This window comes from Streptomyces nymphaeiformis, from assembly GCF_014203895.1.
GTDB lineage: Bacteria > Actinomycetota > Actinomycetes > Streptomycetales > Streptomycetaceae > Streptomyces > Streptomyces nymphaeiformis.
This window is the reverse complement of record NZ_JACHJY010000005.1, coordinates 129,429-142,192: the sequence shown is the minus strand read 5'-3', so window position 1 is coordinate 142,192 and position 12,764 is coordinate 129,429. Positions and strand designations below refer to the sequence as shown.

General features: G+C 72.3%; 9 protein-coding genes. 7 read left to right on the top strand and 2 right to left on the bottom strand.

All coding sequences use genetic code 11. The features are described 5' to 3' along the window. The first annotated feature begins 69 nt into the window (after positions 1–69). Positions 70–1,503 (top strand): sugar porter family MFS transporter, encoded by a 1,434-nt coding sequence (locus tag GGE06_RS18220; protein WP_116158635.1) that lies wholly within the window; start codon positions 70–72, stop codon positions 1,501–1,503. Positions 1,504–1,572: 69 nt separating this feature from the next. Here GGE06_RS18220 and GGE06_RS18215 read toward each other — a convergent pair whose 3' ends face one another. Further along, a complete protein-coding gene (locus GGE06_RS18215; RefSeq protein WP_184931278.1) occupies positions 1,573–2,544 on the bottom strand; it encodes an LLM class flavin-dependent oxidoreductase in 972 nt (323 codons plus the stop codon). Positions 2,545–2,697: 153 nt separating this feature from the next. Between GGE06_RS18215 and ftsY the strand changes: the two genes are divergently transcribed. Further along, positions 2,698–3,918, top strand: a complete 1,221-nt coding sequence (ftsY, locus tag GGE06_RS18210; protein ID WP_116158633.1) for a signal recognition particle-docking protein FtsY — start codon at positions 2,698–2,700, stop codon at positions 3,916–3,918. A gap of 61 nt (positions 3,919–3,979) precedes the next feature. On the opposite strand, the gene GGE06_RS18205 is transcribed toward ftsY, so the two are convergent. Beyond that, positions 3,980–4,633, bottom strand: a complete 654-nt coding sequence (locus GGE06_RS18205) for a bifunctional DNA primase/polymerase (RefSeq protein ID WP_116158632.1) — start codon at positions 4,631–4,633, stop codon at positions 3,980–3,982. Between the two features lie 427 nt (positions 4,634–5,060). Between GGE06_RS18205 and nsdA the strand changes: the two genes are divergently transcribed. The 5 genes from nsdA (at position 5,061) to ffh (ending at position 12,720) form a co-directional block, all read left to right on the top strand. Further along, on the top strand, positions 5,061–6,536 hold the full coding sequence (gene nsdA / locus GGE06_RS18200) for a transcriptional repressor NsdA (RefSeq protein ID WP_116158631.1): 1,476 nt from the start codon (positions 5,061–5,063) through the stop codon (positions 6,534–6,536). A 365-nt stretch (positions 6,537–6,901) separates the two neighbouring features. Beyond that, positions 6,902–8,245, top strand: coding sequence for an ammonium transporter (locus tag GGE06_RS18195; RefSeq protein WP_184931277.1), 1,344 nt, complete (start codon positions 6,902–6,904; stop codon positions 8,243–8,245). Next, positions 8,242–8,580, top strand: coding sequence for a P-II family nitrogen regulator (locus GGE06_RS18190; protein ID WP_116158629.1), 339 nt, complete (start codon positions 8,242–8,244; stop codon positions 8,578–8,580). Before GGE06_RS18195 ends, GGE06_RS18190 begins: the two co-directional genes overlap by 4 nt. A 20-nt stretch (positions 8,581–8,600) precedes the next feature. Beyond that, the gene (locus GGE06_RS18185) at positions 8,601–11,045 is read left to right on the top strand and encodes a [protein-PII] uridylyltransferase (protein WP_184931276.1); all 2,445 of its coding nucleotides are present in this window, start codon (positions 8,601–8,603) and stop codon (positions 11,043–11,045) included. Positions 11,046–11,166: 121 nt separating this feature from the next. After that, positions 11,167–12,720, top strand: a complete 1,554-nt coding sequence (gene ffh, locus GGE06_RS18180; protein WP_116158627.1) for a signal recognition particle protein — start codon at positions 11,167–11,169, stop codon at positions 12,718–12,720. Positions 12,721–12,764 lie beyond the last annotated feature (44 nt).

Below are 12,764 nucleotides of genomic sequence, written 5' to 3'. Positions count from 1 at the left end.
CTTCACGTGGTGGGCGGCGTGAAGTTGTGCGCCACTGGAAGGGCTCGCCCGCCCCACCGAGGAGTCCATGTGACCAGCACCGCGCAGGCGCCCACGCCGCCGCCTTCCGAAGGCCGGGCGGCTCACCCGGACCACCTCGGCCACGTCATCTTCATCACCGCCTCCGCCGCCATGGGCGGCTTCCTCTTCGGCTACGACAGCTCCGTCATCAACGGCGCCGTCGAGGCGATCCGCGACCGCTACGACATCGGCTCCGGCACCCTCGCGCAGGTCATCGCCATCGCCCTGATCGGCTGCGCCATCGGCGCCGCCACCGCAGGACGCATCGCCGACCGCATCGGCCGCATCCGCTGCATGCAGATCTCCGCGGTCCTCTTCGCCGTCAGCGCCGTCGGCTCCGCGCTGCCCTTCGCCCTCTGGGACCTCGCCCTCTGGCGGATCATCGGCGGCTTCGCCATCGGCATGGCCTCCGTCATCGGCCCCGCGTACATCGCCGAGGTCGCCCCCGCCGCCTACCGCGGCCGCCTCGGCTCCTTCCAGCAGGCCGCGATCGTCATCGGCATCGCCATCTCCCAGCTCGTCAACTACGGCATCCTCCAGCTCGCCGACGGCGACCAGCGCGGCGAGATCGGCGGCCTGGAGGCCTGGCAGTGGATGCTCGGCGTGATGGTCGTCCCCGCGATCCTCTACGGCATGCTGTCCCTCGCGATCCCCGAGTCCCCGCGCTTCCTCATCTCCGTCGGGAAGACCGACCGGGCCAAGGAGGTCCTCGCCGAGGTCGAGGGCCACGGCGTCGACCTCGACCACCGCGTCGCCGAGATCGACGCGGCCATGCGCAGCGAGCACAAGTCCACCTTCAGGGACCTGCTCGTCGCCGGAAGCAGGTTCAAGCTGCTGCCCATCGTCTGGGTCGGCATCGGACTCTCGGTCTTCCAGCAGCTCGTCGGCATCAACGTCGCCTTCTACTACTCCGCGACCCTCTGGCAGTCCGTCGGCATCGACCCGTCCGGCTCGTTCTTCTACTCGTTCACCACGTCGATCATCAACATCATCGGCACCGTGATCGCGATGGTCCTGGTCGACCGCGTCGGCCGCAAGCCGCTCGCCCTCGTCGGCTCCGTCGGCATGGCGATCGCCCTCGGCTTCGAGGCCTGGGCCTTCTCCGCCGACCTCGTCGACGGCAAGCTGCCCCAGACCCAGGGCGTCGTGGCCCTCGTCGCCGCCCACGTCTTCGTCCTCTTCTTCGCCCTCTCGTGGGGCGTGGTGGTCTGGGTCTTCCTCGGCGAGATGTTCCCCAACCGGATCCGCGCCGCGGCCCTCGGCGTCGCCGCCTCCGCCCAGTGGATCGCCAACTGGGCCATCACCGCCAGCTTCCCGTCCCTCGCGGACTGGAACCTCTCCGGCACCTACGTCATCTACACGGTCTTCGCCGTGCTCTCGATCCCCTTCGTACTGCGGTACGTCAAGGAGACGAAGGGCAAGGCGTTGGAGGAGATGGGCTAAACCCCGCTGCCCCTCTCCTCACGACGACTGCCCCGGCCCACGCGCTGAGCCGGGGCAGTGCGCCGTTCCTCACGCCGCGAGCCGCGGCAGTACGTCCCCGCAGAACAGCCGCAGGCTCCGCCACCCCTCCTCGACCGGCATCCCGCCGCACAGCGGATGCAGCACCAGGCTCTCCAGACCGAGCGCCAGGCACTCCTCCGGGGTGACCACCCGGTACACCCCCTCCGCCCGCAGCTCCTCCACCGTCGTCGCCGTCGACTTCACCGCCGAGCGGATGTCCTTCGACTGCCAGGAGGCGTACGTCCGCGCCTCGTGCAGGAAGTGCTCGCCGTGCTCCGCCCAGGTCCGGTCCGGGTCCTCCGACAGGTGCAGCAGCGGGGTCTCCTCGGCCGGCATCATCGTCCAGCCCTCCGTGCCGTACTCCGCGCACCTCTCCCGGTAGTACGTCTCGAGCTCCGGCAGGTGCGCGCTCGGGAAGAACGGCAGCCCGAGCCGGGCCGCCCGCCGCGCCGCCGCCCGCGAGGAACCCCCGACGAGCAGCAGCGGATGCGGCCGGGTGAAGGGCCGCGGGGTGACCCGTACCGTACGGCCCTGATACGTGAACGGCTCCCCGGTCCAGGCCGTGAGCAGGGTCTCCAGGAGCAGGTCCTGGAGCTTGCCGCGCCGCCCCCAGTCGACCCCGCGCTCCTCGTACTCCTCCGGCCGGTACCCGATCCCGGCCACCGTCACGAGCCGGCCCCCGCTCAGCAGGTCCAGGACCGCGATGTCCTCGGCCAGGCGCAGCGGATCGTGCAGCGGGCCGATGATCGCCGAGACGGTGACCGCGATCCTGCGGGTCGCGCCGAAGACCGCGCCGGCGAAGGCGAAGGGGGAGGGGAGCCAGTTGTTCTCGACGCCGTGGTGCTCCTCGGTCTGCACGGTGTCGACGCCGTGCCCGTCGGCGTACGCGGCCATCTCGACGGCCGCGCGGTAGCGGGCCGACAGGGAGACGGGGTCGGCGTGCGGATCGACGAGGTTGAACCGGACGACGGTGAACGGCATGGGGACCCCTCCGTGGCGGACGGCACCGGCGGGAGGGACGGTAGCTGACGGATCGTCAGATGGGAACGGCTCCGTCACGCCCGGGACGCGCCCGGAACGGCCCCGGCCCGGCACAAGGGGCACCCGGCGGGATCACGCCATACTGGAGAGGTTATGGAACTCATCCTTGCTGTAGTCATCGCTCTGGTCGTCGCGGTCGCCGTGACGAGCGGGCTCGTGATCAGCGGTCGCAAGAAGAAGCAGCTGCCGCCGGCCGAGCCGCCGTCCACCACGCCGACCATCACCGCTCCGCCCGCAGAGCCGCACGTCGGCGAGGAGGCGGAGACGCCGCGGGAGGAACCGCGCCGCACCGTCGAGGAGGTCGAGCTCCCCACCGCCGAGGCCCCCGAGGCCCCGGCCGCGGTCGAGGAGCCGCTCGTCGAGGAGCCCGTCGCTCCCGAGATCGAGGTACCCGAGCCGACCGCCGGCCGTCTCGTACGGCTCCGGGCCCGGCTCGCCCGCTCCCAGAACTCGCTCGGCAAGGGGCTGCTCACGCTCCTGTCCCGCGAGCACCTCGACGAGGACACCTGGGAGGAGATCGAGGAGACCCTCCTCACGGCCGACGTCGGCGTCGCCCCCACCCAGGAGCTCGTCGACCGGCTGCGCGAGCGCGTCAAGGTGCTCGGCACCCGCACCCCCGACGAGCTGCGCGGCCTGCTCCGCGAGGAGCTCGTCGCCCTCCTCGGAGACTTCGACCGCTCGGTGAAGACCGAGAGCCCCGAGGACACCCCGGGCGTGGTCATGGTCGTCGGCGTCAACGGCACCGGCAAGACCACCACCACCGGCAAGCTGGCCCGTGTCCTCGTCGCCGACGGCAAGTCCGTCGTCCTCGGCGCCGCCGACACCTTCCGCGCCGCCGCCGCCGACCAGCTCCAGACCTGGGGCGAGCGCGTCGGCGCCCGCACGGTCCGCGGCCCCGAGGGCGGCGACCCGGCGTCGATCGCCTTCGACGCGGTCAAGGAGGGCATCGCCGAGAACGCCGACGTCGTCCTCATCGACACCGCCGGCCGGCTGCACACCAAGACCGGCCTCATGGACGAGCTCGGCAAGGTCAAGCGCGTCGTCGAGAAGCACGGCCCGCTCGACGAGATCCTCCTCGTCCTCGACGCCACCACCGGCCAGAACGGCCTGATCCAGGCCCGCGTCTTCGCCGAGGTCGTGGACATCACCGGCATCGTGCTGACCAAGCTCGACGGCACCGCCAAGGGCGGCATCGTCGTCGCCGTCCAGCGCGAGCTGGGCGTCCCGGTCAAGCTGGTCGGCCTCGGCGAGGGCCCGGACGACCTGGCGCCCTTCGAGCCGGGCGCCTTCGTCGACGCCCTGATCGGCGACTGACGCCTCGTACGGCATGCGGAAGGGCCCCCACCACCTCGTGGCGGGGGCCCTTCCGCATGTCTCAGAAGTGCGTCCGGTGGCAGATGTACGCCAGGGTGCCGAGCAGCAGCCGGGCCTGCGGCGGCGCGCCCGCCGTGTCCAGCGTCGGCGGCCGCAGCCAGCGCACCGGACCGAGCCCGCCCAGGTCCGACGGGGGAGCGGTGACGTGGGAACCGGGGCCCAGACAGTGCAGGTCCAGATCGGCGTCGTCCCAGCCCATCCGGTACAGCAGCTGCGGCAGCTCGGCCGCCGCGCCCGGGGCCACGAAGAACCGCGCCCGGCCGGTCGGGGTCGCGCACACCGGGCCGAGCGGCAGCCCCATGCGCTCGAGGCGCACCAGCGCCCGCCGGCCCGCCGCCTCGGCGACCTCGATCACGTCGAAGGCCCGGCCGACCGGGAGGAGCAGCGCCGCGCCCGGGTACTCGGACCAGGCCTTGACGGCGTCGTCGAGGCCGGCGCCGGCCGGGACCGGTTCCGCGAACGCGAGGGGATGCGCGCCGGGGGCCGCGCAGGCCGGATCCCCGCAGGAGCACCGGCCGGAGACGGCCCGCACGCCGGGGACGACGTCCCAGCCCCAGAGTCCCGTGTACTCCGCCACCGCTGTGCACTCCGTGGTGCGTACGCGGCGGCGTGCGCCGGACCGCATCTCACGAATGCCGCCGATCGTGAAACCCATGCCCCCTCCAACGGGTCGAGCGCGCCGGTGGTTACGACCCGGAGCACCGTCGTCACCCTTCGTCACGCCCCGTCCGCCGAAAATGGCGCACGGTGGTGCGTGGGGTGGTGCGGACCCTGGCGCACGCCTCTCCGCGCTTCCGTCCGCCGACTCCGGTTCGTCGCATGTCAAGTGAATCGCGTTCCACGCGTGGCGAGTTCATTCGAAGGGGTGGCGAATGGTGGCGTTTCTTGAATCGACCTCGTGGAGGGGTGATCGTAGGATTACTTTCGGTACTCGAACCCCCGGGGCCGTCAGCACGCGTGGGTATGCCGGAGGCAACCCGGTTTCCAGTTCGAAGGAGTGCGAACGTCGGACGGGTGCCGCGAGAGGCGGCATTCTGATAGGGGTTCGGACGACAGTTTTTCAGGTGGATGGGGGCGTTCCAGTGAGCGGCAACGGCGCAGACGGTACGACTGCCGGCAAGCGCCCGAACGAGCAGCTGGGCTCGTGGTTCGTGCGCAGCGGCTGGTCGAAGGGCGAACTGGCACGCCAAGTGAACCGCCGGGCGCGCCAGATGGGCGCGCACCACATCTCCACCGACACCTCGCGCGTGCGCCGCTGGCTCGACGGCGAGCAGCCCCGCGAGCCCATCCCGCGGATCCTCTCCGAGCTCTTCTCCGAGCGCTTCGGCTCCGTCGTCGCCGTCGAGGACCTCGGGCTGCGCACCGCCCACCAGTCGCCCTCCGTCTCCGGCGTCGACCTGCCCTGGGCCGGCCCGCAGACCGTCGCCCTGCTCAGCGAGTTCTCCCGCAGCGACCTCATGCTCGCCCGCCGGGGCTTCCTCGGCTCCTCGCTCCAGCTCGCCGCGGGACCCGCCCTCATCGAACCGATGCAGCGCTGGCTCGTCCCGACGCCCGTCGGCGACATCGAGCGCCCCGAGCCCCTCGTGGACTCCCGCCGCCCGAACCGGCTCTCCGAGATCGAGCTCGACCTCCTGGAGTCCACCACCGCCATGTTCCGCAAGTGGGACGCCCAGTGCGGCGGCGGACTGCGCCGCAAGGCGGTCGTCGGCCAGCTCCACGAGGTCACCGACCTCCTCCAGGAGCCCCAGCCCGCCGCCACCGCCAAGCGCCTCTTCACCTGCGCCGCCGAACTCGCCGAGCTCGCCGGCTGGATGAGCTACGACGTCGGACTCCAGCCCACCGCCCAGAAGTACTTCGTGCTCGCCCTGCACGCCGCCAAGGAGGCCGGCGACAAGCCCCTCGGCTCGTACATCCTGTCCTCGATGAGCCGCCAGATGATCCACCTCGGCCGACCCGACGACGCCCTCGAACTCATCCACCTCGCCCAGTACGGCAGTCGGGACTGCGCCACCGCCCGCACCCAGGCCATGCTGTATGCGATGGAGGCCCGCGCCTACGCCAACATGGGGCAGCCCTCCAAGTGCAAGCGGGCCGTCCGGATGGCCGAGGACACCTTCGCCGACGTCGGCCTCGACGGCGAGCCCGAGCCCGACTGGATCGGCTTCTTCTCCGAGGCCGAGCTCAACGGCGAGAACTCCCACTCCTACCGCGACCTCGCCTACGTCGCCGGCCGCTCCCCGACGTACGCCTCGCTGGCCGAGCCCGTCATGGAGCGGGCCGTCGAACTCTTCGAGAAGGACCCCGACCACCAGCGGTCGTACGCGCTCAACCTGATCGGCATGGCCACCGTCCACCTCCTCAAGCGCGAGCCCGAGCAGTCCGTGGTCCTCGCCGAGAAGGCCCTCGGAGTCGCCCGCAGCATCCGCTCCGAGCGGGTCAACACCCGGCTCCGCAAGACCGTCGACCACGCGGCCCGCAACTACAGCGACGTCGCCGAGGTCGTCCAGCTCACCGACCGGCTCACCCTGCTCCTCCCCGAGGCCGCCGAAGCGGTCTGACCCCACCGGAAAAGGGCCCCAGGGCCCGCCCGGCCCCGCTGCGGGGCCCGCACAGACCCCGGCCGCGCCGGCCGTCCCGTAAAGCCCGACTCGGCTCCCCCGCCGCAAGGTCACACGGACGCCGGCGCGGCCGGTCCCGTCCCCCCCGGGCCTTCTCCCGGCGGCGTACGGACGTCCCCTCGCCGTGATCCGGGCGTTCACGGTCGCGTAACACGCCCCACCCCTTCGTCACGGCTCCGAAACATCGAGCGGCATCGGCGGAAACCGCGCTGCGCGAATCTCTGGCGCATAACCGGCCACCCCTCACGGCCGGACGCTCCCCGGCCCCGCCCCGCACAGGCCGCTTCGACGACGAGGAGACGCCGATGGCATCAGCCATCACGACCCTGGCAGCAGACGCCCCCCAGCTGTCCGCCGCCAACACCGGGTTCATGCTCATCTGCTCCGCCCTGGTCATGCTGATGACCCCGGCACTCGCCTTCTTCTACGGAGGCATGGTCCGCGTCAAGTCCACCCTCAACATGCTGATGATGAGCTTCATCAGCCTCGGGATCGTCACGGTCCTCTGGGTGCTCTTCGGCTTCAGCCTCGCCTTCGGCACCGACTCGGGCTCGATCATCGGCTGGTCCTCCGACTACGTCGGCCTCAGCGGCATCGGCATCACCGAGCTCTGGGACGGCTACACCATCCCGGTCTACGTCTTCGCCGTCTTCCAGCTGATGTTCGCGATCATCACGCCCGCCCTCATCAGCGGCGCCCTCGCCGACCGCGTCAAGTTCACCGCCTGGGCCCTCTTCATCACCCTCTGGGTCACGCTCGTCTACTTCCCCGTCGCCCACTGGGTCTGGGGCGCCGGCGGCTGGCTCTTCGAGATGGGCGTCATCGACTTCGCCGGCGGCACCGCCGTCCACATCAACGCCGGCGCCGCCGCCCTCGGCGTGATCCTCGTCATCGGCAAGCGCGTCGGCTTCAAGAAGGACCCGATGCGCCCGCACAGCCTCCCGCTGGTCATGCTCGGCGCCGGTCTCCTCTGGTTCGGCTGGTTCGGCTTCAACGCCGGCTCCTGGCTCGGCAACGACGACGGCGTCGGCGCCGTGATGTTCGTCAACACCCAGGTCGCCACCGCCGCCGCCATGCTCGCCTGGCTCGCGTACGAGAAGATCCGCCACGGCTCCTTCACCACCCTCGGCGCCGCCTCCGGCGCGGTCGCCGGCCTCGTCGCCATCACCCCGTCCGGCGGCTCCTGCTCCCCGCTCGGCGCGATCGCCATCGGCGCCATCGCCGGTCTCCTCTGCGCCATGGCCGTCGGCCTCAAGTACAAGTTCGGCTACGACGACTCCCTCGACGTCGTCGGCGTCCACCTCGTCGGCGGTGTCGCGGGCTCCCTCCTCGTCGGCCTCTTCGCCACCGGCGGCGTCCAGTCCGACGCCAAGGGCCTCTTCTACGGCGGCGGACTGGAACAGCTCGGCAAGCAGGCCGTCGGCGTCTTCGCGGTCCTCGCCTACTCCCTCGTCGCCTCCGCGATCCTCGCCCTGATCATCGACAAGACCATGGGGATGCGCGTCAGCGAGGACGACGAGGTCTCCGGCATCGACCAGGTCGAGCACGCCGAGACCGCGTACGACTTCAGCGGAGCCGGCGGCGGCATCGCCCGCACCGCCGCCGCACCCGCCGCCGCCCCCACGCAGAACACGAAGGTGGACGCATGAAGCTCATCACCGCGGTCGTGAAGCCGCACCGGCTCGACGAGATCAAGGAGGCACTCCAGGCCTTCGGCGTCCACGGCCTCACCGTCACCGAGGCCAGCGGATACGGCCGCCAGCGCGGCCACACCGAGGTCTACCGGGGCGCCGAGTACACCGTCGACCTCGTCCCCAAGATCCGCGTCGAGGTCCTCGTCGAGGACGAGGACGCCGAACAGCTCATCGACGTCGTCGTGAAGGCCGCCCGGACCGGCAAGATCGGAGACGGCAAGGTGTGGAGCGTGCCGGTCGAGACCGCCGTACGGGTCCGCACCGGCGAGCGCGGACCGGACGCACTGTAAGCACGGATGGGAGCCGCCGGGTGACGAACCTCGACACGAGCGACACGACCGAAGAATCGGGACCCGACGGTTACGCGGCGGCCCGGCTGCTCCTCCTCCAGGAGAAGGAGCGGCCCGGGCCGCCGCGCCGTGCCGCCCTGGCCCGCCTCACCGACGACTGGCTGGCCGGCCTCTTCGCCGCCGCCGCACCGCCCCGCGGGACCGCCCTCGTCGCCGTCGGCGGCTACGGGCGCGCCGAACTCTCCCCGCGCAGCGACCTCGACCTCCTCCTGCTCCACGACGGCACCGCCGACAAGGCCGCCGTCGCCGCCCTCGCCGACCGGATCTGGTACCCCGTCTGGGACCTCGGCCTCGCCCTCGACCACTCCGTCCGCACCCCCGCCGAAGCCCGCGCCACCGCCGGCGAGGACCTCAAGGCCCACCTCGGCCTCCTCGACGCCCGCACCGTCGCGGGCGACGCCGGACTCGTCGCCGCCCTGCGCACCACCGTCCTCGCCGACTGGCGCAACCAGGCCGCCCGGCGCCTCCCCGAACTCGACGCGCTCTGCCGGGAGCGCGCCGAACGCGTGGGGGAGCTGCAGTACCTCCTCGAACCCGACCTCAAGGAGGCCAGGGGCGGCCTCCGCGACGCCCAGGTCCTGCGCGCCGTCGCCGCCTCCTGGGTCGCCGACGCCCCCCGCGAAGGCCTCGACACCGCCCGCCGCCGCCTCCTCGACGCCCGCGACGCCCTCCACCTCGCCACCGGCCGCGCCACCGACCGGCTCGCCCTCCAGGAACAGGACGCCGTCGCCGCCCGACTCGGCCTCCTCGACGCCGACACCCTGCTGCGCGAGGTGTACGAGGCCGCCCGGACCATCTCGTACGCCACCGACGTCACCTGGCGCGAGGTCAACCGCGTCCTCAAGGCCCGCTCCGCGCGCCCGAGGCTCCGCTCCCTCCTCGGCAGGGGCGGCGGCGCGAAGGCCCCCGTCGAGCGCACCCCGCTCGCCGAGGGCGTCGTCGAGATGGACGGCGAGGCCGTCCTCGCGCTCAGTGCCCGGCCCGAGCGCGACCCCGTCCTGCCCCTGCGGGCCGCCGCCGCGGCCGCCCAGTCCGCCCTCCCGATCTCCCTCCACGCCGTACGCCGCCTCGCGGCCGCCGCACGGCCCCTGCCGGTGCCCTGGCCCGCCGAGGCCCGCGAGGAGCTCGTCACCCTCCTCGGCGCGGGCGAGGCCACCGTCCCCGTCTGGGAGGCCCTGGAGGCCGAAGGGCTCATCACCCAGCTCCTGCCCGACTGGGAGCGCGTCCGCTGCCGCCCCCAGCGCAACCCCGTCCACACCTGGACCGTCGACCGGCACCTCGTCGAGACCGCCGTCCGCGCCTCCTCCCTCACCCGCCGCGTCGGCCGCCCCGACCTCCTCCTCGTCGCCGCCCTCCTCCACGACATCGGCAAGGGCTGGCCCGGCGACCACTCCGTCGCCGGCGAGACCATCGCCCGCGACCTCGCCGCCCGCATCGGCTTCGACCGCACCGACACCGCCGTCATCGCCACCGCCGTCCGCCACCACCTGCTCCTCGTCGAGACCGCCACCCGGCGCGACCTCGACGACCCCGCCACCGTCCAGTCCGTCGCCACCGCCGTCGGAACCCTCGGCACCCTGGAGCTCCTGCACGCCCTCACCGAGGCCGACGCGCTGGCGACCGGCCCCGCCGCCTGGTCCTCCTGGCGCGCCTCACTCGTCGCCGACCTGGTCAAACGCGTCGCCGGCGTCCTCGCGGGCGCACCCCTGCCCGACCCCGAGGCCGCAGCCCCCAGCGCCGAACAGGAACGCCTCGCGATCGAGGCCCTGCGCACGGGCGAACCCGTCCTGGCCCTGCGTACCGAGCCCGTCGTCGCGGAGCCGGAGGGACCCGAACCCGTCGGCGTCGAACTCCTCATCGCCCTGCCCGACCAGCCCGGCGTCCTGCCCGCCGTCGCCGGCGTCCTCGCCCTCCACCGGCTCACCGTCCGCGCCGCCGACCTCCGCGCCGTCGAACTCCCCACCGGCCTCGGCTCCGGCTCCGTCCTCGTCCTCGACTGGCGCGTCGCCGCCGAGTACGGCTCCCTGCCCGAGGCCGCCCGGCTCCGCGCCGACCTCGTCCGGGCCCTCGACGGATCCCTCGACATCCCCGCCCGCCTCGCCGAACGCGAGGCGGCCTACCCGCGCCGCCGGGGCCTGGCCGCCCCGCCGCCCCGCGTCACCGTCGCCGCCGCCGACTCCCGCCTCGCCACCGTCATCGAGGTCCGCGCCCAGGACGCCCCCGGCCTCCTCCACCGCATCGGCCGCGCCCTGGAGGGCGCGACGGTACGGGTCCGCAGCGCCCACGTCTCCACCCTGGGCGCCAACGCCGTCGACACCTTGTACGTGACCCGCCCGGACGGCTCCCTCCTCCCGGACGAGGAGGCGATCGACCTGGCCCGGGCCTTGGAGGAGGCGCTGCGGTGAGGCCCCTTCCGTACCGCCCCCGCGCGCCGGATTCGGCGGGCGGGGGCACACACTTCGAGCGGCCCGATACCCTGGAGGGCAATCCGACCGCCCCCGACACCGACGAGGATCCGCGACCGCCGTGTTCGATACCCTCTCCGACCGCCTTGCAGCGACCTTCAAGAACCTCCGCGGCAAGGGCCGTCTGTCCGAGGCGGACATCGACGCCACCGCGCGCGAGATCCGTATCGCGCTGCTCGAAGCGGACGTCGCCCTGCCGGTCGTCCGTGCCTTCATCAAGCAGGTCAAGGAGCGCTCGCTGGGCTCCGAGGTCTCCCAGGCCCTCAACCCCGCCCAGCAGGTCATCAAGATCGTCAACGACGAGCTGATCTCGATCCTCGGCGGCGAGACCCGCCGACTGCGGTTCGCCAAGACCGCGCCGACCGTGATCATGCTCGCCGGTCTCCAGGGTGCCGGTAAGACCACCCTCGCCGGAAAGCTGGGCGTCTGGCTGAAGGCCCAGGGCCACTCCCCGCTGCTCGTCGCCTGCGACCTCCAGCGCCCCAACGCCGTCAACCAGCTCTCCGTCGTCGCCGACCGCGCCGGCGTCGCCTTCTACGGCCCGCAGCCGGGCAACGGCGTCGGTGACCCGGTCCAGGTCGCGAAGGACTCGATCGAGTACGCGCGGACCAAGCTGTACGACGTCGTGATCGTCGACACCGCCGGCCGCCTCGGCATCGACCAGGAGCTGATGCAGCAGGCCGCGGACATCCGCGACGCCGTCAGCCCCGACGAGGTCCTCTTCGTCGTCGACGCCATGATCGGTCAGGACGCGGTCAACACCGCCGAGGCCTTCCGCGACGGCGTCGGCTTCGACGGCGTCGTGCTCTCCAAGCTCGACGGCGACGCCCGCGGTGGTGCCGCGCTCTCCATCGCGCACGTCACCGGCAAGCAGATCATGTTCGCCTCCAACGGCGAGAAGCTGGACGACTTCGACGCGTTCCACCCGGACCGCATGGCGTCCCGCATCCTCGGCATGGGCGACATGCTCTCCCTCATCGAGAAGGCGCAGCAGACCTTCGACGAGGAAGAGGCCGCCAAGATGGCCTCGAAGCTCGCCTCGAAGAAGGGCGAGGGCTTCACGCTCGACGACTTCCTGGCCCAGATGGAGCAGGTCCGCAAGATGGGCTCCATCTCGAAGCTGCTCGGGATGCTGCCCGGCATGGGCCAGATGAAGGAGCAGATCGCCAACATCGACGAGCGGGACGTCGACCGTACGGCCGCCATCATCAAGTCGATGACCCCGGCCGAGCGCCAGGACCCGACCATCATCAACGGCTCCCGGCGTGCCCGTATCGCCAAGGGTTCCGGCGTCGAGGTCAGCGCGGTCAAGAGCCTGGTCGAGCGGTTCTTCGAGGCCCGCAAGATGATGTCCCGCATGGCGCAGGGCGGCGGCATGCCGGGGATGCCGGGCATCCCGGGCATGGGCGGCGGCCCCGGCCGGCAGAAGAAGCAGGTCAAGCAGGCCAAGGGCAAGCGCAAGAGCGGCAACCCGATGAAGCGGAAGGCCGAGGAGCAGGCCGCGGCCGAGCGCCGCGAGCAGGCGCAGGCGGGCGGCGCCTTCGGGCTCCCGGCGGCGGGGCAGACCCCGAAGGACTTCGAGCTCCCGGAGGAGTTCAAGAAGTTCATGGGCTGATCAGTCCGGTGTGAGGGGCCCGGGGCGGTGCGAAACCGCCCCGG

Bases quoted from the DNA above. Each gene is read 5' to 3' on its own strand.
- GGE06_RS18190 (WP_116158629.1), top strand. From the start codon at position 8,242: ATGAAGCTCATCACCGCGGTCGTGAAGCCGCACCGGCTCGACGAGATC.
- GGE06_RS18205 (WP_116158632.1), bottom strand. From the start codon at position 4,633: ATGGGTTTCACGATCGGCGGCATTCGTGAGATGCGGTCCGGCGCACGC.
- GGE06_RS18215 (WP_184931278.1), bottom strand. From the start codon at position 2,544: ATGCCGTTCACCGTCGTCCGGTTCAACCTCGTCGATCCGCACGCCGAC.
- GGE06_RS18195 (WP_184931277.1), top strand. From the start codon at position 6,902: ATGGCATCAGCCATCACGACCCTGGCAGCAGACGCCCCCCAGCTGTCC.
- ftsY (WP_116158633.1), top strand. From the start codon at position 2,698: ATGGAACTCATCCTTGCTGTAGTCATCGCTCTGGTCGTCGCGGTCGCC.